General features: G+C 70.9%; 20 protein-coding genes. 5 read left to right on the top strand and 15 right to left on the bottom strand.

Annotation, left to right across the window (positions count from 1 at the left end):
- The first annotated feature begins 108 nt into the window (after nt 1-108).
- The gene (locus tag WME82_RS44615) at nt 109-1,305 is read left to right on the top strand and encodes a cytochrome P450 (RefSeq protein WP_438040290.1); all 1,197 of its coding nucleotides are present in this window, start codon (nt 109-111) and stop codon (nt 1,303-1,305) included.
- A 23-nt stretch (nt 1,306-1,328) separates the two neighbouring features.
- On the opposite strand, the gene WME82_RS44610 is transcribed toward WME82_RS44615, so the two are convergent.
- Genes WME82_RS44610 through WME82_RS44595 form a run of 4 tightly spaced genes read right to left on the bottom strand, consistent with a single transcriptional unit; the run spans nt 1,329 to nt 6,178 of the window.
- A complete protein-coding gene (locus WME82_RS44610) occupies nt 1,329-2,555 on the bottom strand; it encodes a beta-eliminating lyase-related protein (RefSeq protein ID WP_438040289.1) in 1,227 nt (408 codons plus the stop codon).
- Nucleotides 2,552-2,806, bottom strand: a complete 255-nt coding sequence (locus WME82_RS44605) for an acyl carrier protein (protein ID WP_438040288.1) — start codon at nt 2,804-2,806, stop codon at nt 2,552-2,554. The genes WME82_RS44610 and WME82_RS44605 overlap by 4 nt, the downstream gene beginning before the upstream one ends.
- A gap of 1 nt (nt 2,807) precedes the next feature.
- Nucleotides 2,808-4,526: an HAD-IIIC family phosphatase gene (locus tag WME82_RS44600; protein ID WP_438040287.1), complete on the bottom strand. Its 1,719-nt coding sequence runs from the start codon at nt 4,524-4,526 to the stop codon at nt 2,808-2,810.
- On the bottom strand, nt 4,523-6,178 hold the full coding sequence (locus tag WME82_RS44595; protein ID WP_438040286.1) for a hypothetical protein: 1,656 nt from the start codon (nt 6,176-6,178) through the stop codon (nt 4,523-4,525). The genes WME82_RS44600 and WME82_RS44595 overlap by 4 nt, the downstream gene beginning before the upstream one ends.
- A gap of 175 nt (nt 6,179-6,353) precedes the next feature.
- Between WME82_RS44595 and WME82_RS44590 the strand changes: the two genes are divergently transcribed.
- From WME82_RS44590 to WME82_RS44580, 3 genes are read left to right on the top strand one after another with little or no spacing between them, the layout of a single operon-like run.
- Complete coding sequence (locus tag WME82_RS44590) at nt 6,354-7,871, top strand: amino acid adenylation domain-containing protein (RefSeq protein ID WP_438040285.1); 1,518 nt, start codon at nt 6,354-6,356, stop codon at nt 7,869-7,871.
- Nucleotides 7,872-7,876: 5 nt separating this feature from the next.
- On the top strand, nt 7,877-8,137 hold the full coding sequence (locus WME82_RS44585; RefSeq protein WP_437854460.1) for an acyl carrier protein: 261 nt from the start codon (nt 7,877-7,879) through the stop codon (nt 8,135-8,137).
- The gene (locus WME82_RS44580) at nt 8,134-9,201 is read left to right on the top strand and encodes a GNAT family N-acetyltransferase (protein ID WP_438040284.1); all 1,068 of its coding nucleotides are present in this window, start codon (nt 8,134-8,136) and stop codon (nt 9,199-9,201) included. Before WME82_RS44585 ends, WME82_RS44580 begins: the two co-directional genes overlap by 4 nt.
- Before the next feature lie 17 nt (nt 9,202-9,218).
- Here the strand turns inward: WME82_RS44580 and WME82_RS44575 are convergent, their stop codons facing one another.
- From WME82_RS44575 to WME82_RS44555, 5 genes are read right to left on the bottom strand one after another with little or no spacing between them, the layout of a single operon-like run.
- Nucleotides 9,219-9,731: a hypothetical protein gene (locus WME82_RS44575; protein ID WP_438040283.1), complete on the bottom strand. Its 513-nt coding sequence runs from the start codon at nt 9,729-9,731 to the stop codon at nt 9,219-9,221.
- Nucleotides 9,732-9,745: 14 nt separating this feature from the next.
- Nucleotides 9,746-10,837 carry an SIS domain-containing protein gene (locus WME82_RS44570; RefSeq protein ID WP_438040282.1) on the bottom strand — a complete coding sequence of 364 codons (1,092 nt, stop codon included), beginning with the start codon at nt 10,835-10,837 and terminating at the stop codon, nt 9,746-9,748.
- Nucleotides 10,837-11,643 carry a BtpA/SgcQ family protein gene (locus WME82_RS44565; RefSeq protein ID WP_438040281.1) on the bottom strand — a complete coding sequence of 269 codons (807 nt, stop codon included), beginning with the start codon at nt 11,641-11,643 and terminating at the stop codon, nt 10,837-10,839. The genes WME82_RS44570 and WME82_RS44565 overlap by 1 nt, the downstream gene beginning before the upstream one ends.
- Before the next feature lie 9 nt (nt 11,644-11,652).
- Nucleotides 11,653-12,642: an aldose epimerase family protein gene (locus WME82_RS44560; protein WP_438040280.1), complete on the bottom strand. Its 990-nt coding sequence runs from the start codon at nt 12,640-12,642 to the stop codon at nt 11,653-11,655.
- An 18-nt stretch (nt 12,643-12,660) separates the two neighbouring features.
- Nucleotides 12,661-12,885, bottom strand: a complete 225-nt coding sequence (locus WME82_RS44555) for a hypothetical protein (protein WP_438040279.1) — start codon at nt 12,883-12,885, stop codon at nt 12,661-12,663.
- A gap of 13 nt (nt 12,886-12,898) precedes the next feature.
- Between WME82_RS44555 and WME82_RS44550 the strand changes: the two genes are divergently transcribed.
- Entirely contained in the window at nt 12,899-13,855 is a 957-nt protein-coding gene (locus tag WME82_RS44550; protein ID WP_438040278.1) for an NAD-dependent epimerase/dehydratase family protein, read from the top strand.
- 61 nt (nt 13,856-13,916) lie between these two features.
- Here WME82_RS44550 and WME82_RS44545 read toward each other — a convergent pair whose 3' ends face one another.
- The 6 genes from WME82_RS44545 to WME82_RS44520 all read right to left on the bottom strand — a co-directional run bounded on the left by WME82_RS44545 (nt 13,917) and on the right by WME82_RS44520 (nt 21,674).
- Nucleotides 13,917-14,408: an N-acetyltransferase family protein gene (locus WME82_RS44545; RefSeq protein ID WP_438040277.1), complete on the bottom strand. Its 492-nt coding sequence runs from the start codon at nt 14,406-14,408 to the stop codon at nt 13,917-13,919.
- Nucleotides 14,409-14,767: 359 nt separating this feature from the next.
- Nucleotides 14,768-16,567 carry a hypothetical protein gene (locus WME82_RS44540; protein WP_438040276.1) on the bottom strand — a complete coding sequence of 600 codons (1,800 nt, stop codon included), beginning with the start codon at nt 16,565-16,567 and terminating at the stop codon, nt 14,768-14,770.
- A gap of 11 nt (nt 16,568-16,578) precedes the next feature.
- The gene (locus WME82_RS44535; protein WP_438040275.1) at nt 16,579-16,995 is read right to left on the bottom strand and encodes a PAAR domain-containing protein; all 417 of its coding nucleotides are present in this window, start codon (nt 16,993-16,995) and stop codon (nt 16,579-16,581) included.
- Between the two features lie 197 nt (nt 16,996-17,192).
- Nucleotides 17,193-17,924 (bottom strand): hypothetical protein, encoded by a 732-nt coding sequence (locus WME82_RS44530; protein WP_438040274.1) that lies wholly within the window; start codon nt 17,922-17,924, stop codon nt 17,193-17,195.
- Nucleotides 17,925-17,962: 38 nt separating this feature from the next.
- Nucleotides 17,963-19,318, bottom strand: coding sequence for a hypothetical protein (locus WME82_RS44525; RefSeq protein WP_438040273.1), 1,356 nt, complete (start codon nt 19,316-19,318; stop codon nt 17,963-17,965).
- Nucleotides 19,293-21,674, bottom strand: a complete 2,382-nt coding sequence (locus tag WME82_RS44520) for a hypothetical protein (protein ID WP_438040272.1) — start codon at nt 21,672-21,674, stop codon at nt 19,293-19,295. The genes WME82_RS44525 and WME82_RS44520 overlap by 26 nt, the downstream gene beginning before the upstream one ends.
- Nucleotides 21,675-21,684: the final 10 nt, after the last annotated feature.

Here is a 21,684-nt window from a genome sequence, read left to right as displayed (position 1 = left end):
CCTTGGAGCGCTGGTTGACAGCGCGCCACGAGGGTGCGACCGTCGCTCTCATCCCCGCTCCCGAGATACCGTATTTTCCATCCACGCGATAACACGGAGACGCTCCCCATGTCGACTCCCCACACGCTGCAGCCCGACGATGTCATGGAAGAAGGCGGCGACGTCGTCCGGCGCGCGCAGGAGGCCTGCTGGTATGCCGAGACCTCGATGGGGAAGGCGGTGCTGCGGTATCGCGAGGTCCACGATCTCCTCCGCGACGCTCGGTTCCGTAACATGGGCACCGACGTGCTCACGAGACAAGGAGTCACCGATGGCCTCGTCCGGCGGATGTACGAGGGGTTCCTCCTGAGCACGGAGGGCGCCGCGCACGCGCGCCTCCGGGGCCTGCTCAAGAAGGGTTTCACGCCCGACGCCGTGGACGCGCTCCGCCCGCGGATGCGGGAGAGGATGCACGCGCTGCTGGACGAGATCGGCGATCGAACCGAGTTCGATTTCGTCACCGCGGTCGCCGAGCGATTCCCCGGCCAGGTCATCATCGAGCTGCTCGGGCTGCCGGTCTCCTTCGAAGATCCCGATTTCCGGCGGTGGTGCTCGGATCTCGGTTACATCGTCGGGCTCGAGGTGAAGAAGCACCTGCCCCGGCTCGAGGCCGCGTTCGAGGGCCTCCGCGGGTACATCGAGCCGACCATCGCGGCGCGCAGGGCCGAGCCGAGGGGCGACCTGATCTCGACGCTCGCCGCCGCCGAGCAGAACGGGGATCGGTTCAGCGAGGAGGAGCTCGTGTGTCAGATCGTGGCGCTCCTCTTCGGCGGCCTCGACACCACCCGGCGCACGATCGGCAAGGCATTCCTGGTGATGCTGGAGCACCCGGACCAGCGGCGGCTCCTGCAGGAGCGGCCCGATCTGGCGGAGCCGGCGGCGGAGGAGATCCTCCGCTACGCCCCGGGGACGCGCGTCGCGATCCGGGTCGCTACCTGCGATCTCGAGCTCGACGGAGTCCCGATCCGGGCCGGCGAGCTGGTGATCGCCGCGACGGGCGCGGCGAACCGCGATCCCAGGGTGTTCGAGGCGCCGGAGACGTTCGATATCACCCGGCGAGGCGCCGCCCCGCTCTCGCTGGGCGCCGGCCCCCACCACTGCCTGGGCGCCTACCTGGCGCGCGCCGAGCTGCAGGAGGCGGTGCCGATCCTGACCCGGCGCCTCACGGAGGCGGCGCTCGCCAGCCCGGTCGTGGTGCGGACGGCGCGCGAGGGGTCGCCCGGCCCGCGGGTGATCCCGCTCCGATGCCGCGTGCGCCCGCGCTGACGAGCGCCTGCTGCGCCGCTGGATCACCGCCCTGCGGGCAGCCCCGCGAGCCCGTCGAAGAGCCGGTCCTCCCACCCGGGGGGGTACCACGAGGCGATCATCAACCGCAGCATCACGTGGCCTCGATCCGCGCACCGGAGGGGCCATCGGCCCGCTCCGTGGCGCAGGAAGACCTCCGCCGTCTCGGGCGGCGCGGAGAGAAACACCACATTGCCGGCGCTCTCCGGGCTCATCACGAAGCCTCGTGATCCGAGCTCCGCGCGGATGCGCGCGGCGCGATCGACGTGGCTCCGGAGCGTCTCCCAGAGCAAGGCTCGGTGCGACGTCCACGCCGCCTCCCACCGCGCCGACGTCTCCCAGGCCTCGAACTCCGCGAGCCCGATGGGCTTCACCGAGGCCCGGAGTCGGTCGAGGCTCCCCTCCTCCGCGCGGGGGAAGAAGACGAACGCGCCCGGCCCACAGTCGATCTTGGGGAGCGAGAACGTCACGGCGTCGGCGAGCCCCATCAGATCGAGGAGCCGAGGGTGAGGATCGGAGTCCTCCGCGAGCTTGTGCGGGCCCCAGACGAGATCGAGCGCGAGCTTCATCCCCTCCCGGTCGCAGGCGGCGCGGAGGGCCCGGAGCTCGTCGATGGACGGCGCGAAGCCGAACAGCGACGGCCACGAGAGGAGGAGCACACGGGGCGTGGGGAAGTGATCCCGCCCGAGGGTCGTCTCCGCCGCTCGTGGGCAATGGGCGAGGAGCGCGTCTTCGAGGTCTTCGAGGCGTATCGTCCCCCTTTCGTCCGTCCGGATCGCGACGGGGAAGAGCTGTCCGCCGCTCATGACCGTGACGGCGCCCGCCTCGAGGATCATCGCATGTCCGACGTCCTCGGCGAAGAGCGCGCCCGGCCCGCTTCCCGCGAGGAAGCGCGCCGCGACGGCGCCCGCCGCGGTCGCCGAGGGGCAAGGGAGCCACACGCCCGGCCCGAAGAAGGGGGCGAGCGTCTCGGAGAGGCGCTTCGTGATTCGATCCCTGGCGTAGGGCCCGAGATCCCGGCGAATCAGCTGCTCCGACAGCGCGCGGAGGCTCGATCCGGCCAGCGCCGTCCGGAGCGCGATCTTCCCGGGCTCGACGGCGCCTGCCACGGAGTCGCCCGCGGAGGAGCGGCCGTATCCCTCCAGCACGCGGCGGAGCAGCCACGGAGGCGCCCCGAAGTGATCGGCGATCACCCGCAGCGCCCCCTCGATCTCGTCGTCCCTCCGGATCATCGCGCCCGCCCCTCCCGCCGCGCTCGGAGCAGAGCGCAGATCGCCCCGACGTTCTCCAGACCTCGAATCTCCCGGGTCGTGAACCGGACCCGGAAGTGCTTCTCGATGGCCAGGAGGATTTGCACGTTCGAGAGCGAGTCCCACCCGGGCACGTCGCGCGCGACCGTCTCCTCGCGGAGCTCGAGGCTGTCCGCGTCGAGGATGTCGGCGATGATCCTGGTCAGCTGGGCGAGGATGTCGTCCCCTTCCACGTCACGCCCTCCGGATGAAATGCTCGCGAGGTCGGTAGGTCTCCAGATCGAGATACCAGAGGTCGCCGCGGCGCTCGAAGCCGAGCGTCGCGTAGTGGTCCCTCACGAGCGCGTTCTTCGGCGTGGGCAGGTGCTCGCCGACGATCCCGCGCGCCCCTCGCCCGCGCGCCGCCTCGACGAGCACGTCGAGCACGAAGATCTCCAGCCCGCGCTTCAGCACCCGGCAGCTCATCAGCCAGGTGTCGACGAACATGGCCTCTCCCCGCGCCTCGAGGATGACCACGCTCACCAGACCGTAGGCGCCGAACCGATCCTCCAGGCTGAACGCGAACGGGAGGTGCCCCGCCGAGCCGCTGATCCGCCGCAGCTCACCCTCCGCGTGGCGCACCGACCGCAGGTTGAACTGGTTGGATCGCTGCGTGAGCTGCGCGACGCGGGGGAGGTTGAAGGGCGTGAAGCCCTCGACCTTCGCCATCATCTCGAGGCCCCGGAGGAAGTCCTCCGGAGCTCCGGACGAGCCCTGGAGGGCGCGCCTCTGGCTCTCCTCACGATAATACGCGGTGCGCCGCGCGTCCTCGCCGGTGAAGGACGCCGCCTCGAAGAGGTTCAGCCGCCGGAGGAAGGGCATCACCTCGACAGGATCGACGGGCAGCTCGGGCACGCACACCTCGGGCAGCGCCGCGCGCACGGCCGCCCGCTCCACGGCGCTGTCGTCGAGGAAGACCATGCCGTCGAACCCGATCCCGATCACGCTCTGGATGTGCCGGAGGTGGTCGACCTTGCTCTCCCAGCCGGCGCAGAAGACCGCGATGTCCTCGAGCCGCAGCACCATGTCCGGGTGACGGTCGAACACCTCCCTCGCGACGCGCTCTTCGTTCTTGCTCGACACCGCGAGGACGACGCCGCGCCGCTCGAGCTCCTTCGCCCAGCACTGGATCTCCGTGAACGCGGGCCCGAGGCCGAGCTCGCCGAGCTCGATGCCCGGCAGGCCGTCCTCCGCCGCGATCCCGCCCCAGAGCGTGTTGTCGAGATCGAGGACCAGGCACTTTCGGGCGCGCCCGAGGATCGCGTCCACGACGTCCAGCGTTCTCCCGGCGACGACCGGGAGGAAATCGACGCCGAGCGCCATCCTCGCGGTGGCGGCGAGCCGCCGGTCCTCCGCGGCCGCCCTGCCGTGCTCCGCGAAGAGGAGGGCGAGATCGAGGACGAAGAAATCGTCGCGCGAGCTCGCGAGCTCCATCAGAAGGACGTTGATCCGGCGGAGCTGATGGACCCAGGACGAAGGGATCTTGTTGGCGAAGCTGCCGAAGACCCCGTCGTCGATCTCCGGGACGTTGACGTGGATGATCCGGGCCGAGGTGCTCTCCGCGAGCGCGTCCGCGAGGCGCCGGACGTGCGCGACGTGCCGATCCGCGAAGGAGGCGCGCTCCGTCGAGGGCAGCGCTCGAAACGCCGAGAGCAGCCGCTCGGCGGATCGCCAGACGACAACGAACTCCGGCCGAGAGCGGCGCAGCTCGGAGGAGGGATCGAGGATCGCCTGATCGATCTGATCGAACTCGCCCTCGAGCACCGCGAGGGAGAGGCGGCGATCGGCGGCCTCGCCCCGGAGCGCCAGGGCGTAGAGCTGAACTGCGGAGTCGGCAAGGACGGCCAGGCGGACTCGGCGGAATTCCGGAGAGGGCCTCTTCGCCAGCCTCCGGAGCTCGTCGAACGTCTTCACGCGCAGGCGCCCACCGAGACCCAGCGCGCGCAGCCGGAGCGCGCCTCCCGGATGACGTCGAGGGCCGCGGCGTTGCTCCCGACGTCGACGAACTCCGTCTCCATCCCCGGGGTCGTCTGGAGGGTCAGGTGCAGGAGCGTGCCGGCGACCCGGTACGGCAGGACCTGGCAGGAGCAAACCCAGTTCACGAGCCGCCCGTCCTTGACCAGCCCTGCCGCCACGATCCCGTAATCGCTGGTCGAGGCGCGGCATCTCCCCACGTAGATGGCGTCCAGCGTGTCGAGCTCGGGCCGATCGCCGGTCAGGTTCATCTCGGTGCACAGGACGAGCAGCTCCTCCACGCGCGGATACTCCGCGGGCGTGGCCGCCCGGACGTCGACGACGATGTTCAATCCGCGCAGGAAGGCCTCGACGCGCTCGGCGGCGTCGCCCGATCCCGCCGGCGCGACCGCCGGAGGGGAGCCGGCGATCGACGCCGGCCTCGGGGCCGGGCTCTCCCAGCGGACCAGCCGAGGACCGTGGAGGAGGAACTCTCGATATCGATGCGCCGGCCCCTCCGGCACGGTGATCTCGGGCGCGTTCGCTCGGACCTCCTCGCGATCCGCCTCGGTGGCGCCGAGGAACGCCAGCGCGTGGAGCTCGAGCCCCAGGCGCTCGGCGACGCGCCGGCACGCCTCGGACGCGGGGCGTCGAGGGTCGGCCTCGAGCGCCGCGAAGTCGGCGACGTCGAGCGCGAGGCCGTCCACCAACGCAGGGTGCGCAGAGAAGATCGAGCTCCGTACCTGCTCGGGGATCCCCTCGTACATCCACGCGAACGGCCCCGGATCGCCGTCGGCGACCGGAGCGCGCTTCTGGAACCGGCGCTGGGTCGCGTCGCGATCATTGCGTGTCGTCAGCGCGAGCGCGACTCCCCGCCTCGCGACGATCCGGAGCGCCTCGTGGAGGCCCCGCTCCATGGACCACCACGCCTCGAGGACGGTGGCCGCGGGCGCTCGATCCGGCGGGAGCCAGGCGGGGTTGCGAGCGTGGAAGTCGTCCGCGAGGAGATCTCCCCGGATCAACAGGTCGAGATCCACGACGACGCACTCGATGGGCGGGAGCGCGCGGGCGGCCCACAGGCTCGCGACCCACTGCGCCTCGTGGAACACCGCCTCGGCGACGGCGTTCGGGCCGGCCTCCTTGCCCGCGCCCGCCCCCAGGGCCTCGCCGTGGCCGAGGCCGCCGAGGACGTCGTCCATCGGGATCCCGTGGCGGGCCCAGAGGCCCTGCACGTCGAGGACGCGGTGCGCGCGTATCACCGACGCGAGCTCGTCGAAGGCAGCGTCGATCTCCGCGTCTCCGCCGAGCAGCCCAAACGCACCTGCGGAAGGGCGGCGCACTCCCCTGTAGACGACGGGTGTCTCGCTCAGCGCGGCGACGACCGCCCGGAGGGGGTCGAGATCGAAGCGGGGAATGGGGCGGCCGGCGATCGCGGCGACGCAGATCGGCGCGATCACGTCGAAGCCGAAGAGATCGACGTAAACGAGCGCCGGATCGAGGCGGAGAGCCGCGTCCACCTGCGTCCACCCGAGGACCTTGACCTCGGCGCCGGTGAGCTGGCGGAGCGCCGGCGCGACGCGGAAAGCACCGCAGTTTCCCATGAGAAGGATCATGGCCCCTCGCTCTTCGCGCGGTGAGTGGAGCACATCGCCTGGGGCTCGTCAACGCTCGCGCCCCGGGCCCCGCGACGCTGATCCGGGGCTGTGGCCCGGCGTTGACGGCCACTTTTGGACCTGATTGAATCGCGCCGTGGTGGCCAATGGCGCGATCCGACGTCTCGAAGAGCTGGTGTCGAAAGAGGACCTGCACCACCCCGACGCCACTGCGCTCGTCGACGGCTCGGCGCGGCTCTCGTATGGAGAGCTCGATCGCCGGAGCGACGAGCTCGCGCGCGCGCTCGTGGCCCGCGGCGTGCGGCCGGGCGACCGCGTGGCGCTCCTCGCGCCCAAGTCGTCCGAGGCGATCGTCGCCTTCGTCGGCACCCTGAAGGCCGCGGCCGTCTGCGCGCCGCTCGACGTGACGAGCCCTGCCCCTCGTCTGGTCCGGATGCTCCGGGCGCTTGCGCCCTGTCGGCTCGTGATCCACCCCGAGAGCGGCGGCCTCGCCGCGCGGTGCCTCGACGAGCTCGGGGACGCCTCCGTCTCCGAGGTCCTCCGCCTCGGCGAGGACATCGCGGCTGCGCGCGCCGAGCGGCCGGCGCCGGGGGCTGCTCCGGACGATCTGGCGGTCATCCTCTTCACGTCGGGCTCGACAGGGGAGCCGAAGGGTGTCCCCCTCACCCACGAGGCGGTGCTCCACTTCGTCTCGTGGTCCACTACCCATTTCGGAGTCGGCGCCGACGATCGCGTCTCCTGCCATTCACCACTGCATTTCGACGCCGCGCTCTGGGACATCTTCCGCGCGTTCCACGCGGGCGCGGAGCTGCATCTCGTCCCTGCGCGCGCCAACCTCCTGCCGCGATCGCTGGCGGAGTTCATCCGCGGCGCGAGGCTGACGCAGTGGGACTCGGTGCCTTCGGTCCTGGTCGGCATGGCGAGCAGAGACGTGGTGGCCCACGGCGACTTCCCCGAGCTTCGAAGGCTGATCTGGTATGGTGAGGTGTTCCCCACCAAGGCCCTTCGCTACTGGATGGAGCGCCTGCCCCACGTGACGTTCACGAACACGTACGGTCCCACCGAGACGACGATCACCGCCAGCCATTACACGGTGCCGCGCGTCCCCGACGACGACGCGCCCATCCCCATCGGCGAGGCGGTCCCCGGCAAGCGGCTCTCGGTGCTCGACGCGGATCGCCGCCCCGTGGCGCCCGGGGTGATCGGCGATCTCTACATCGGCGGCGTCGGCCTGAGCCCCGGCTACTTCCGCGATCCGGACAAGACCGCATCGGCGTTCGTCGAGGCGCCCCCCGGCTCCGGCGAGCGCCTCTACCGGACAGGCGATCTCGCGAGGATCGACGAGACGGGGATCGTCCACTTCCACGGCCGCGCCGACCGGCAGATCAAGTCGCGCGGGTGCCGCGTCGAGCTCGACGAGATCGCCGTCGCGCTGGGGCGCATCGCCGGGCTCGCGGAGAGCGCGGTCGTCGCCGTCGCCGTCGACGGCTTCGAGGGCGCGCGGATCTGCGCCGCGTACGTCCCGATGCCCGGAGCCACGCGCAGCCCGGCGGAGCTCCGCGCGGAGCTCTCGAGCTGCCTGCCCCCGTACATGCTGCCGGCGCGCTGGCTCGCGCTCGACGGGCTGCCCAAGAACCCGAACGGAAAGATCGATCATCGCGCGCTCGAGCGGCGGTTTCTCGAGGAGAGGTAGCGCGCATGTCGGAACGAACCCCGCCGATCGCCGCCGTCCAGCAGATCCTCGGCGAGTCGCTTCACCTCGGGCCCGTGGGCGCGGACGTCGATCTCGTCGAGAGCGGCCTGATCGACTCCGCCGCCTTCATGGATCTCTTCGTCCTCCTGGAAGATCGCTTCGGGATCAAAATCGAGGCCGGCGACATGGATCTCGAGCACTTCCGCACGGCCGCCCGGATGGCGGCGTTCGTGGCGGGCAAGCAGGCGGGTCCTCCGGGGCGATGAGCGGCGCTCGAAGCCCCTGCCGGATCACGGCCTATCGCCCGGGCGACCGGGATGCCGTCGTCCACTTCCAGCGGCTGCTCTGGAACGGGGGGCCGAGCCTCAACGCCGCCTACCTGGACTGGAAGTACGGCCGCAATCCCTATCTCGATCATCGCTATCTCATGCTCGCCTGGGACGGCGACGAGCTGGCCGGGATGGTCGGCGCCTTCGGGGCCTGCTGGGAGGCGAACGGCGGCGATCGCGTGGTGCTGCCCTGCCTCGCCGACGCCGTGGTGGCGCCCGACCAGAGAGGCGGGCCCCTGTTCGGGCGCATGCTCGACGAGCTGGTCGCGCGGCTCCGCGCCGACGGGATCCCGTGGCTCCTGGATTTCGGGAACGGCCTCGCGGTCCCTGCCCTGCTGATGCAGGGGTGGAAGGCCATCGGCCCTTGGCCGCTCGCGAGCGCCAGGCGAGGAGGGCACGTCGTCGACGCTCGCTCCTGGCCGGACGCGGAGGGCGGCGGCCTCCAGGGTTCGCGGTCCGGCGTCTCGATCCGCGCCAGCCGCGCGCCTCACCCGCCGACGATCGCCGCGCTCGCGGCGGAGGTCCCGTTACCGGACGGCGTGCGGCGTCATGTGCGCGATCTGGAGTACATCACGTGGTGGAACCACAACCCCTTGGCTCGCTATTTCTACCTCACCGCGGAGGCGGAGGGGGCGCCGTGCGGGTATCTGGTCGGCCACCGCTCGCTGGACCCGGACGACCACCCGACCCCGACGACGATCCTCGACTGCGAGGCGAGGAGCGACGAGATCTGGCTGGATCTGCTGGAGATGGCGTTGACCCACCTGCCGGGATCCACGGTGCTCCTGTGGGCGCGCGACATCTCCCCCGGGCGCCGCCACGGACTGGGCTCGGTCGGCTTCGAGGTGAAAGAGCCCACGGGGCAGGTCACTCGTGACTGGCAGTTGCCGAGCCTCATCCTGCGCTCGACCGGGGTCCTGGATCCGTCGTCGCCGCTCGCCGCGCTCGACTCGCCGGCGGCCTGGGATCTGCGGGCGGTGTGCGGGCGGAGCTGGCGCTGAGCGCGGGGCGCGCCCGCTCAGCGCAGGACCTTTTGCAGGTACACGCGGCGCCGCCCGTCCTCCGACTGAGCCCGGCCGTGCTCCTCGAAGCCGAACATCCCGAGCAACGCCCGCACCTGCGTCAGATCCGGGTTCGCCTCCGAGCGCAGCACGTCGGCCCCGCCCGCCGTCGCCAGCTCGACCGCCCTCCGGAGGCAGCGGGCGCCGGCGAGGGAGCCCCTCGCCAGCCCCGCGGGGTGGACGACGAGGCGCGATAGATACGCAGGCTTCCCCGCGGGCGGGAAGATCGCGAGGTCGGCCTCGAACGGCGGCTCCCACGTCAGCGTGAACATGGCAATCGCCTCCGCCCCCTGCCGCAGGAGGTGCACCGAGCCTGCCTGCACGCGCCGCCGCGTCGTCTCCACGCTCCGCGCGGGCGCCGGGTTCTCGGGCGTCGCGTGGTGGGCGTCGCTGGCGCAGAGGAGCGCGTGGACCTCCTCCGCGTTCGAGGCGACCTCCCACGATCCCTGCGGAGACTCGTTCTCGGTCACTGCATGTCCCTCGTTCACCGCTTCTTCTGGAACGGCAATCGACCCAGCCGCTCCGCGACATGGGAGGCCACGTAACCGGCGAAGAGGTGATAGAGCAGCGGCGAGAACGCCTCGCGCACCTCGCCCGCCACGGGCAACGTGAGGATCGCGTGCCTCGACACCTCGGTGTCGGCCTCGTGCACGACCGCGAACACGCGCCTCCCGAGGCCTCGCGCCGCCTCCGCGATCTCGCTCGCCCGGCGGTGGGCGCGCCCCGGAGGGGCGATGACGAAGAGGGGCATGTCGACGGGATAGGCAAACCGCTCGACGTGCCACCACTCCTCCACGTCTTCCCCGACGGTGAGGAGGCCGGTCGCCTCCACCATCTTCGCGGCGCCGAAGCGCGCGGTGCCGTGGCTCGGCCCGCTTCCCAGCATCACCATGGCAGGGGCGTCGGCGACCCTCTCGGCGGCCTCGCGACACCTTCCTTCGACGGCGCGGCGCGTGGCGTCCACGGCGTCGGCAAGCGCGACGATCTCCCGGCGGAGGGCGCCCGCGTCGGCGGTGCCCCGCGCCTCGGACAGCCGGATCGCGACCAGCAGCATCCCGAGCAGGCTGGCCTGGTACGTGCGAATCCCCGGCGAGCGCTCCTTTTCCGGCAGCGTGGCCACGACGGCTCGATCGGCGGCCCGGGTCACGGCGCTGTCCGCCGTGCAGGTCAGCGCGATCGTCGCCGCCCCGCCCTCCCTGGCGCGCTCCACGGCCTGGATCACGCGCGGGGTGCCCCCCGAGGCGGAGGTCGCGATCACCAGCGCTCTCTGCGGCGAGCGTCGGCGCATCCGCGCGCCGCCGTACTCCAGGAAGCGCTGCGAGCTCATCGCCGCGCAGGCGACCCCGCCGATCTCCTCGAAGGCCATCTCGGCGGCGCACGCGGCGTGGTGGGAGTCCCCGCTCCCCACGAGGTAAACCTCGTCGATCGACGCCCACGCCGGGGGCGAGAGCAGGGCTCGCACCTGCTCTTCGAGCGGGCCCGCGAGGGCGCGCAGATCGCTCGCCAACGCCTGGATCTCGCGGGCCATCACGGCCGGCTCGAGCTCCCTCGTCGTCGCCTGCGCCGCCGTTCCCATCAACGCTCCAGCCCGCGGACGATCTCCACGTACGCCGCGACCCGGTCCCGATCGATCCGGCCGCCCCACCCGCCCTGCTCGAGGCAGGCCCCCACGAAGGCCCCGTCGGCCGCCGCCATCAACCTCGCCGCGTTCGCGTGATTCGTGTGGCCCGCGAGGAGGATCGGCAGATCGGGCGCGGCCGCCCGCACGGACGCGATCATCGCGAGCGTCTTCGCCTCGTCGGGGTCGCCCAGCGACACGGCGTCCGCGCCGGCGTGCTTCGCGCGCCTCGCCACCTCTGCCACGGGCTTCGCCCCGCCGAGCCACGTGAACTGCGTCGACGCCACGTCGGCGATGATCTTCACGCCCCACGCGTCGATCTTGTCGCGGTACTCCATCACCTCGAGCGGGTTGGCCTCGACAAGGCCGTGCTCGGTGAGCGTGGCGCCCACCAGCGCTCCGGCGCGGACGAAGCTCCCCCGGGCCACCTTCGCCACCGCGAGCGACGCCCGGATCGCGTTCCGCATCAGCTGCACGCCGATCTGGAAATCGTCGCCCGTGGCGCGCCCGATCGCGTCGACGATCAGCCCCATCGCGGTCGTGCGCGCCGGATCAGACTCGTCCTTGACGCCGTAGACGCGCTCGACGGTCTGCACCAGGCACCCGTCCGCGCCGCCCTCGCTCAGGGCGATCGCCGACTGGACCGCGACATCGAGCGTCCGCTCGAAGCTGCCTTTCTCGTGGAAGGGCGTGCCGGGCAGCGGGGCCAGGTGGATCATGCCCAGCACGGCCTTCCGTCGTCCGAGGGTCGCGAAGGTCCGCATGATGGCCGTTCACCTCGAGAACGCGTGGGTCGTGGAGTGGCGGTGGATCATCCCGGGATCGAGCCGCGCCGAGGGGAAATCAGCGCGGTTGGGCGCGTCGGGGAAGGCGCCTGTCTGCAGGCACAGCCCCGCGCGCGGCCCGGCGAGGCCGTCGCCCGAGTAGACCGCGAGCCCCGGCTGATCGGTGACGACCCGCATTCGCCGGCCGGTCGAGGGCTCGAAGAGCTCCGCGGCCCACGTCGGATCGTCGAGCACGAAGCAGTCGTCGATCCGCGCATCGCCGATCTGCCGCGGCGCCCGGTAGTCGAGCCGCGTACCGGCGACGCCGGCGGGCGGGCCCCGCGGGATGAGCTCTTCGTCGCACGCGAGGACGCGCGCCGCGTTGAGCGCGAGCCGGTGATCGTCGATGGTGCCCGAGCCGGCGAGGTTCCAGAAGGCGTGATTGGTGAACGCCACGATGGTGCTCGCCGTGGTGGTCGCCCGATAGTCGAGCGTGAGCCGACCGTCGCCGTCGACTCGATAGGTGACCTCGGCCGACAGCGCGCCGGGGTAACCCTGGTCGCCGTCGGGGCGCTCGAGCCGGAGCCGGAGCGCGAGCTCACCCTGGCGGCGCTCGGCGTCGGCGCTCCACACGAATCGATCGAATCCGATGCTTCCCCCGTGGAAGTGATGCCGGCCGTAGTTGCGATCGAGCTGGTGCTCGACCCCGTCGAGCTCGAACCGACCCCCCGCGACGGCGCGCGCGAAGCGGCCGAGCGTGGACCCGATGTAAGGGTTCTTCGATCGATCTTCGTAGCTCTCGAGATCCGGGAGGCGAACGACGACGTTGTCGACCCGGCCGTCGCGATCGGGGACGAGGAGCTCGACGAGCGTCGCCCCGTAGGTCCACACGGTCACGGCGAGCCCCTTCTCCGTGTCGAGCGAGTACGCATCGACGCGGGTGGGGCCTTGCCCGGCGTGCCCCGCGGTGGTGCCGATCGTCGTCCGCCGGATGTTCATCGCCGATCGGCCGCCAGCCTAGACGTCGCGAGGCCCGAAGTCCAGGGTCGGCCCCGCCTGCGGGCCCGACGACCGGTCGGCGGGGCCGAGCGCCGTGCTACGCTCCGGCGGCGTCTTCAGCGTCTTCCAGGGTACCTCGACGATCGATGTGGCGTAGCCGCTCGGGGATCCGGACCCTGGGGTCATGAGAGGCGGCAGGAGGTCCAGCGTGCGGGTCTTGATCCTCGGAGGCACCGGCTTCATTGGGGCTCGCGTCGTGAACGCCCTGCGCGGGCACGACGTCTGGACCTACGAGCGCGGGCAGACAGGACACGTCTCACCGACTACGTTGCGCGGCGACCGCGCCGAGATCGGCCGGCACCGCGATCGACTCGAGCGACTCGGGGTCGACGTGGCGCTCGACATGATGCCCCGCAACGGCGCGGACGCGCGCGGCGTGCTCGATGTCCTGAGGAGCGTCGCCCCGCGCCTCGTGGCGGTGAGCAGCGGCAGCGTGTACCGGGTCTTCGGCCGCCTGCTCGGTCGGGAGGCCGGGCCGCCGGAACATACGCTCTGCGACGAGCAAGCCCCTCTGCGAACATGCCTGTTCCCCTACCGCGGCGCCTCGCCTCGACCCGCCTCCGACCCTCGCTGTTGGCTCGACGACTACGACAAGATCCCGGCCGAGGAGGCGTACCTCGCCGCCGGGGCGAGCGTGGTGCGGCTGCCGATGGTCTACGGCCCGGGCGATCCGGACCGGCGGCTCGCCGGCTACCTGCGGCGGATGGTGGACGGGCGCCGAGCGATCTGGCTGCACGCGGCCGGCGCGGCCTGGATGAACTCGAGATCGTACGTGGAGAACGTCGCCGAGGCGATCGCGTGCGTCGTCCAGCGGGGCGCGCCCGGGCGCGTGTACAACGTGGCCGAGCCCGAGGACTGCTCGGAGCGCGTGTGGATCGAGCGGATCGCCCGCGTCGTCGGTTGGGGGGGCGAGGTCGCCGTGGCTCCGGCGAGCGAGCAGGCCTGGGCACGCCCCGCCATCGAGGAACTGCCCCCCGAGGCACGCTTCGAGCACCACGTACGCCTCGACAGCGGCCGGATCCGGCGGGAGCTGGGCTTCATCGAGCTGGTCACGGCGCCGGAGGCCCTGGAGCGGACCGTTCACGCCGAGCTGCGCGCAGGGCTTCCCTCCGTCGACTACACCCGCGAGGACGACTTCGAGCGGCAGGCATAGGGAGCGTACCCTCCCATCGAGTCACCGGAGCCGGGTGGGGGAGCCGTTCAGGCGAGCGCGCTCAGGCGAGCGCGCGGGACATCCGGAGCTCGTCGAGGCCGTCGCTGGTCTTCGCGCCGCCGTCGAGCGCGAAGCCCGCGCGCTCGTAGAACCGGATAGCGCGCGCGTTGCCGCGCAGGACCCAGAGCTCCGCCCGCGGGAAGCCTCCCGCCGAGAGCCAGGCGAGCGCGTCGACGATGAGCGTGCGCCCGGCGCCGGTCCCCCAGGCGTCGGGGTGCGCATAGAGCGCGTAGAGCTCGCCGTGGCGCGGGTCGTCGCGGCTTGGCCCGGCGCTGGCGAAGGCCACGACGCGAGCGTCGCGCTCGAGCACGGTGGTGCGTGATCCGGGCAAGGGCTTGGCGAAGTTTCGTTGCCAGCGTTGCGTCCGAGCCTCGACGGTGAGCCCGTCGAGCACGGTGTCGGGCATCAGGCCGCGGTAGGCGGCCTTCCACGCGGCGACATGCACGACGGCGATCGCCGCGGCATCGACGTCGGCGGCTGGACGGATGGACATGCGCCGAGGCTGCCACCGCGAGGCGGCCGTGACAACGGGCGGTCCGGGCGCGCGTTGCGCCATCTCCTCTCGAAAGGCTGCGGAATACAGCGGTTTCACGCGATAGCTCTCACCTCACCCGTGGACCGCTCGGTCGCGCTCGTCGACTACGCGCTTCGCCGTCGGTTCGCGTTTCTGCGCGTCGATCCCGATCCCGAGCTGGTCGCCGATCTGCGGCCGCGCCTTGGCCTATCCTAAAGCTCAAGCGGCAGGGCAGTGGGGACCTTTCGCACGCTCATCCGCGTGATCGACGCCAAGTACAGTAAAGCGTTCTCCAAGAGCCACTTGTACCAGGTGCGGCACGGCGAGATCGAGATGGTTCACCGCGGGGGCGCACCTCGCCTGGCGAAGTGCGCGTAGTAGCGCTGGACCATGTCCTGCCACCTCGCGTACTCGACCGGGGACCTGCGGAGCCGCTCTTTCCAGGCCGCATCGACCACTGACCGGACCTCGCCGGAACCCAGGCCGTAGCGCTGGAAGATCGACTCGGCCATGGCGGGGGACAAGGCCAGCTCCGCGCAGAGCGCGGCATACTGCGCGAGCGGCAGGATCGTCTCCAGCGGCTCCGGGAGGGGCGCCATGCCGCCCTCCCCGGCCGTGCTCGACGGCGTGGAAGGCGGCGATGCCTTGGAGGTCTGGGAGGCTGCTCCGGTCACAGGGGCCGACGAGGACGCGGTTTGCGTCAGCAGCTCACGGGGGATCGCGACGTGCAGTGACGTCTCCCGGAGGTCTGCTGCCGCCTGAGGAGCGGGCCTCGATGCCGCCAGAGCTCCGGCACGCCTCGTGGGGTCTACCGCCGCGAAGGGGCTCACCGGGCCGCGAGGGGGAGCCTGCAACGGTGACATCTCTGCAACCTCCCCGGGGGCTCGCGGCTGCTGCGGCTGGGCTGTCGGTGTGGACGGCACGGGAGTCCCCGATGCTCCGGTGGTGAACGGGAGCGCGGGGCCGCGGGGAATGTCCGGGAGCGGTGCGGTTTCCGCGATCACAGCAAGCGGGCGCTTCACCACCATCGCAGCACCGGACTGAGGGAGCGGCAGCTCCGGCGCTCGCGGAATGTCGCGCACGGCGGCGGTGCCGGTGAGCGACTCCGCAGTGCGAGGAGGCTTCGGCTCGGCCGTCGCGGTCGCGAGCTCGGCGTGCGCGGGCACGAAGGGGACGACTCCGCCTCGGGAGACATCCAGCAAGGGCCCTGTGCCCTGCAGCGCCGCTGGGGTCATGGCCGACACCGCAGGACCGACGATCGCCTCGGAGGACGGCGCGGCAGGCGCAGATGACGCGGCGGTCGATGAGGGCGAGCGCTCGACATGGCCAGCCTCCCGCGCTCGGGCGAGGAGCATCTCCAGCCGACGCGCGTGATGCGCCTGGAGCCGCTCGAAGTCCTTCTCCAGCGCCGCGTCACGCCGGAGCGCCGCCTGCCACCGCCGATCCAGCCCGGCGCGCAGCTCCTCATCGGCCAGGCCGTGACGTCGCAGCACCCGTTCACGTTGCTCCGGCAGCGCATCGAGCTCCGCGCAGAGCGCAGCGTACTCGGCCAGGCCCAGCCCGGGCTCGCCGAGCGGTACCGCCGCAGAATGTTCGTCTGCAGGCCCCTTCGCCGAGCCCCGCGCCTCGGCTACCCTCGACGGTCGCAGCACCCGACGGGCGATCCGGAGCGGCCCCAGCTTCCCGGGCTTCGCGTGCAGCTCCTCGAGGAGCTCGCCGACCTTCGCGTCCTCTGCAGCGCGCCGCGCCCATCGGCGGCGGAGCCGCGCAACGTCGTTCATGCCCAGGTCGTTCTCCTGCAGCAGATCGAACGGGGCCGGGTGCGCCCCGAAGGCAGCAAGAAAGCTCGCCCAGGCGGCCTCGTCCTCCGCGAGCGGCTCGACCTGCCGATCCAGCCAGTCCTCCGCCTGCGCCAGCTCCTGCTCGTACGCCGCGAGCAGCTCCAGCTCCGCGGCCAGCCGCTGCTTCCAGGCGAGATCGGCCCGCGCGAACGTACGCTGCTTCAGCCCCTCGACCGTGAGCACGTCTGCGAGAGGGAACCCCTCCGCCACCGCCGCCCTGACGGCCGCATACTGCGCCAGCGAGATCCCTTCGCTCGCTTCCAGCGCCCCCGCTGCGGGCTTCGTGGTTGCCGCCATCCTCTTGGTCCCTAGTCGCCGACCAGCACCGTCCCGGCGGCGATCACGCTCCCGTTCGGGGCATCGGCCGGGTCGTTGCAGGTCAGCGCCGGATCTCCGAGGTGCGCGGCGGGCTTGTTGTTGATGAGCACCGTCTTGCTGCCCGTGTGCACCCTGGCCTGGTTTGACGGAGGACGCTGGAAGGTGCCCCCCGCGGGCGCATGCGCGGGCGCGTTCGTCGCCGTGCTGCCCTGGATCGCTGCTGGCTTGCCCTCGACGAGAACGTCTGCGCTCAGATCACCTGACAGGTTCCCGCTGAACGGCATCGGCGTCGGCGTGGGCACAGGCCCTCCCGGCGACGGGACCATCAGCACATGCGTGTCGATGCCGACGATCCTGTCGCCCTGCTTCGCCGCTGGCTTTCCTGGCCTGGGGGATCGTGATCGCATGTTCCTCCGTGCTCTCCTGTGCTGGTTACCGGGGCGATGTACCGCGCGTGTCTCCTGCTCGAGTCGACTCGATCGGACCGACGGCACTCCGGCAGCTGCCTGCGTCCTTCAGGACAGGTGAAGGCGCCATGCGTCGTCGTGCTGCTCGGGCCATCGGGCGATGTTGCTCCTGTCGGGCGCGTGGGCGTCGATCGGCGTCAGCCGCTCCCCTCGTCACCCGGCTTCGGTGCGTCGACCCCGAGGGGTGGATCGAGGGGCTTGCCCGTCTGCGGGTCGAACCGCTGGAGCCGCTTTCCCTCCGGTGCGCTCTGCCCCGCGGCCCGCGCCTGGCCGGGCTGGAACGGCGTGTCGGGTCGCGGAACGAACTCCTTGATGTCGGCCGTGCCCTGGGGGATGCCCGCCCCTTCCAGTGGGCTCGGCAGGCCGCCGCGCCGGAGGGGCGCTGGCGGGCTTGGCCGCGTGGCGACCACCTCGGAGCGGGACGGTGCCGGGGGCCGGCTGCCGTCGCTGGCGGTCCGGGCGTGCGCGCTGGCGGCCCAGGGAGAGACCTCGTCGCGTTCGGTCGGCGAGCGCGGCGTGACGAACGCCGGCCCCTGAGGGGGCGCGAGCGCCGGCGGCGCTGCAGGCGGCGGCGGGGCGTGCGCCGGCGCGGCGCCCTCCACCGCCGGGCGCTGAGGCGGCCCGAGCGACGCGAGCGACGGCCGCTTCGCCTCGAGGCTGCGCCGGGTCCTCGCGAAGGCCGAGCTGAAGCGGAGCGCCTGGATGCCCTGGTTGCGCTTCGCCGAGAGCGCGAGCTCCGCCGTGTGCTCGGCGTCGGCCCGCTCCCAGTCCGCCGGCGCGACGCCGAGGCGCGTGAGCACCTCGTAGAGATCCGCGCCGCGGAAATAGACCACATGGGCCAGGACCTCGGCATACCGCTCAAGCCGCATGACGCTCCCGTCCTTTTCGCTCACGGTCGGCCTACCTGTCATGGCTCGTCTGCGTCGGCCGAGTCCGGCGGGACAGGCCTGTTCCGGAGACGGAGCTCGTTGCATGCTGCCACCATGAACCGACACCCCGCCGTCCATATCTCCACGGCCTTCTCGACGTCCTTTTGCGTTCCTCGGCCATTCTCGTACAGGTCCGCGAGCTCCATGCAGCCCGTCAACCCACCGGAGTCGCGCTTGTCCATGCGGCAGCTCATCTTTACGAGCTCGAAGATCTTCTTGTCGATCTCGGGTCCTTGGCCCTCCTTCTGGAGGCGGGAGATGACGCGCGAGCACCCGTCATAGATGCCGTGCTGACAAGCCGCCAGGTTGAAGAAGCGCGCCTTTTCGAGGTCTCTGGGTACGCCCTTGGCCGACTCGAACAGGTATGCGAGGGCAACGCACTCCTTGAAGTCTCGACCACTGACACACGCGTGGTAAGTGAGCTCCGCGCGGGTAGCCTCCCGCCCGCGTGGCTCGTCGCCGTACTGGCCGGCACAGGCGACGGCGAACGAGCATTCCTCCGCTCGGCCAGCGCGGCACTCAGCCTGGGAGAACTCGCACGCTTTGAGGTAGATCTCTTTCCTGAGGCTGCGCTGCTCGTCTGCTGTTTTATTCGGCCAGTGGTGGTTGACGATGGGCTCGCACGCGCGCGCCTCGCCCGCAAGGCACATCTCGAGGAGCCTCGCGCTCATGACCTCCGCACGGGGCTTGACGTCATCCTGCCCGGCGATCTCCAACAGCGTCAAGCAGGCCTCGACGTTGGACGCCGTGCACGCGTCCTCGGCGGTCTTCAGTGCTGTCTTGCCCACGGTGCCCTGAAAAACGGTCAGCTCGTCCGGATGGCGGAGCACATCCAGAGCGAGCGCCAGGCAACCTCGCTGCTCACCGCGTGCGCAGACCAGCTCGTGCTGGCTAGCCTCCGCGACAGCCGCGCTCGGTTTACTGGGCCATTCATGCCAGTGGCGGTACTCCACGGCCAGATCCATGCACGCCTTCGTGTCCTTGCCGAGACACGCCTTCTTGAAAAGAGCCTCCGCGCGCGCCGCGTCCTCTACCACACCGAATCCGTGGAGAAACAGCCAGCCGGCGGCGCGGCAAGACTCCATGTCTCCCCGCTCGCAGCGGCCCAAGGCGAGGGCGGGGTCTTCCGTTGGTGGCAACGAGAACAGACCCGCACCCGGATCCTCGTCTGGTCCGGTCGGCGCGGCGCTCGCCGTCGCCGGCGTACGCACGCCGAGCTGCCGCCCCTCACCCTTCTTCGAGGGCGCGCTCGCTGCGCCGCAGCCGGCGAGGAGGACCGAGATGGCTGCCGTGATCAGGGTCGAGCCGTCACGAAATGGCTTGAGCATCGTCATCTCCCTCGGCTGAGGCGGCGCCGTCCAGGAACATCGAGGGCGTGAGCGCGTCGATCCGCTCCTCGGACCCCTTTTCGAAGCTCGGGTGCACAAAGATCTTGTTCCAGGCGGTCGCCTTGAGTTTGTTCTCGATCGACGAGGGCCAGGCGGCGCTCGGTTCTGCCTTGCCTGAGCCACCGGTCATGTACTTCCATCGGCACTGGAACTGCGCCTTGCCCGCGTAGTCCGGGTGCTGCTGCCCGCTGTTCGTGATCGCCAGGGCGGGCAGATAGTGCTTGTAGAATACCAGGCTTCGAGCTTTACCGAAGTCCTCCTGGCTGGGGGCGACTTCAGACATGAACATGCTCAGCGTCATCTCGCGCCCGCCGTGCGCCCACATCGACCGGGCGAGGACCCCTCGCGGAATGAAGAAGATCACCCACGGCTGCAGGTTCGTGAAGCCGGGGGTGTTCCGGATCCCCCAGAGCATCTGCGCGATCGTGTAGTTCTCCTCCGGCGAGCTGCCGTACATGCGCGCGAGCCGGCTCACATAGAGCACGTCGTCCGGTGTCAGCGGCGCCTTGCTGGCCCGCCGCGTCAGCACAAGGCGAAACAGGCCGATCGGGCGCGCTTTCTTGATGAACGCGGCCATTTCGCCGAGGTCCTCGGGAGGAGGCGGCGTGACCCCCATGCCGCAGAAGCCGAGCATCTGCCCGGGGCCGACCTTGTTCTGTGCGCTGCCGTCGACGATGCCGGCTTGCATGTACTCGACGAGCGCTCCGCGCCCCGGGCGTTCCCGCTTGATCTTCGCCCAGAAGTTGGCTCCGTTGCCGGTGTCCATGAGCTGCACGAGCTGCTTGCCCTTGTGCACCCGGAGGACGTAGTGGATGTGCGAACCGTCGAGCTGCTTCTTGAGAGCAATGACGATCTCCTTCGTCGTGGTGTCGAGCGCCAGCGCTCTCTGTTGCTCCCAGACCGAGAGCTCCTTGCTTAGCTTTGCCTGCATCTCCGCGCGCTTCTGCTCCGCCAGCGCGGTACGCTTCTCTTTTTCAAGGATCCGGATCTCTTCGAGGAGCCTGGGATCCTCCTTCGGCTTCGCGAGGTCCAGATCTTGTTGGTAATCGGGGGCGACCCTGCCTTTCTGCGAGTAGGGGCTCTCGATCTCCTGCTCTCCGGGCGTCTTGCGCGCCGCGAAGTGTTTCATGAGGATCTTTTCCTGGATGCATTCGTCCTCGTACCTGCTCAGATACAGTGTCACGTTCTGGGCTCCGGCGTCTGGATCGAACACGAAGATGGTCCCTGGCGCGAGCGGCGGCGAGAGCTGGCTGGCGCGCTCGACCTTGAGCAGGTCCTCGTAGGCGACGGGCGGGGGTGAACCACCGTCCGCTTGCTCCCCGCTCGCCTTGTCCCCATCTCCGGCTCTGGACTGGAGCGCGTACCAGCGTCCGCCCTGCGGAGGCGGTTCATCGCCGGGCGCTGCCGGCTTTCCCGAGAAGATGGCGAAGCCCCCGGTCCCGAACTGCGCCGCGTACCCGACGCTGTCCAGGTGCTCGACGCGAAACCCCCGCGTCAGCGCCCCGTAGGTCGCGAGATGCTGGCAGGCGACGACGATGGGCACGGCGGGATCGGTGTTCTCCTGCTCCTTCCAGCGGGGTCCCACGGGGTCCGCGAGCAGCTTGCCGTCCTTCATCGGGCCCACGACCGGCGGCTTGTCCTCGGGCCGGACCAAGCCCTCCGGCGTGCTGCTCGAGGCATTGCTCGGGGGCGGAGGCTCTCCCAGAACGTTCAGATCGTCCTGAATGGGCTCCGGGGTACGCCAGGAAGCGACATTGTAGCACCCATAGATGTACTTCTGGTTCTTCGTGGGCCGCGCCAGCTTGCTCCGGTGCCGCCGCTGGATCCGGCTGAAGATGTACGACTCCCAGTTCTCCGACGCCGGAAACGGAGACGCTTTCTTCCTCGTCCCCATGTCGTAACTGCTGCCGGGGCCGCCGTACGTGGCGCCAAAGAGGACCTCCGTGACCGCCTGCGCCCATTGCTCCTCCTTCGGGTCCGCGCACCAGTTCATGAGCGGCCCGGCCTGCGTGAGCCACACCTGATCCATGGGAAAGACGCGGATCCGCTGGTCGATCCACGCGAGCACATCGCCGATCGTCTCCGGCCGGTAGATGGCGTCCTCCGGCACCTCGTGGCGCACCGGGCGCACCCCGTCGTCGCCGAACTCGGTGCCATCCGGCGCTCCCGCGGCCATGTCGTTGATCGCGACCGTCAGCCGCGGGGGCTCGTCCCCGTAGGGGTACGCCTCGGAGAGCTTCGTCAGGAAATCGCCGGCCGGCGCCTGCGCCGGCCCACCGCCGCCCTGGTTCCCGTCCGCCATCTCGATGCTC

The organism is Sorangium sp. So ce128 (assembly GCF_051525245.1).
Lineage (GTDB): Bacteria > Myxococcota_A > Polyangia > Polyangiales > Polyangiaceae > Sorangium > Sorangium cellulosum_B.
This window is presented reverse-complemented; position numbering and strand designations above follow the sequence as displayed.

Coding starts and splice junctions, on each gene's coding strand:
- WME82_RS44615 (WP_438040290.1), top strand. CDS start 109: ATGTCGACTCCCCACACGCTGCAGCCCGACGATGTCATGGAAGAAGGC.
- WME82_RS44610 (WP_438040289.1), bottom strand. CDS start 2,555: ATGATCCGGAGGGACGACGAGATCGAGGGGGCGCTGCGGGTGATCGCC.
- WME82_RS44595 (WP_438040286.1), bottom strand. CDS start 6,178: ATGATCCTTCTCATGGGAAACTGCGGTGCTTTCCGCGTCGCGCCGGCG.
- WME82_RS44585 (WP_437854460.1), top strand. CDS start 7,877: ATGTCGGAACGAACCCCGCCGATCGCCGCCGTCCAGCAGATCCTCGGC.
- WME82_RS44580 (WP_438040284.1), top strand. CDS start 8,134: ATGAGCGGCGCTCGAAGCCCCTGCCGGATCACGGCCTATCGCCCGGGC.
- WME82_RS44570 (WP_438040282.1), bottom strand. CDS start 10,837: ATGGGAACGGCGGCGCAGGCGACGACGAGGGAGCTCGAGCCGGCCGTG.
- WME82_RS44565 (WP_438040281.1), bottom strand. CDS start 11,643: ATGCGGACCTTCGCGACCCTCGGACGACGGAAGGCCGTGCTGGGCATG.
- WME82_RS44560 (WP_438040280.1), bottom strand. CDS start 12,642: ATGAACATCCGGCGGACGACGATCGGCACCACCGCGGGGCACGCCGGG.
- WME82_RS44555 (WP_438040279.1), bottom strand. CDS start 12,885: ATGAAGCCGGTGCCTCCGAGGATCAAGACCCGCACGCTGGACCTCCTG.
- WME82_RS44545 (WP_438040277.1), bottom strand. CDS start 14,408: ATGTCCATCCGTCCAGCCGCCGACGTCGATGCCGCGGCGATCGCCGTC.
- WME82_RS44540 (WP_438040276.1), bottom strand. CDS start 16,567: ATGGCGGCAACCACGAAGCCCGCAGCGGGGGCGCTGGAAGCGAGCGAA.
- WME82_RS44535 (WP_438040275.1), bottom strand. CDS start 16,995: ATGCGATCACGATCCCCCAGGCCAGGAAAGCCAGCGGCGAAGCAGGGC.
- WME82_RS44530 (WP_438040274.1), bottom strand. CDS start 17,924: ATGCGGCTTGAGCGGTATGCCGAGGTCCTGGCCCATGTGGTCTATTTC.
- WME82_RS44525 (WP_438040273.1), bottom strand. CDS start 19,318: ATGACGATGCTCAAGCCATTTCGTGACGGCTCGACCCTGATCACGGCA.
- WME82_RS44520 (WP_438040272.1), bottom strand. CDS start 21,674: ATGGCGGACGGGAACCAGGGCGGCGGTGGGCCGGCGCAGGCGCCGGCC.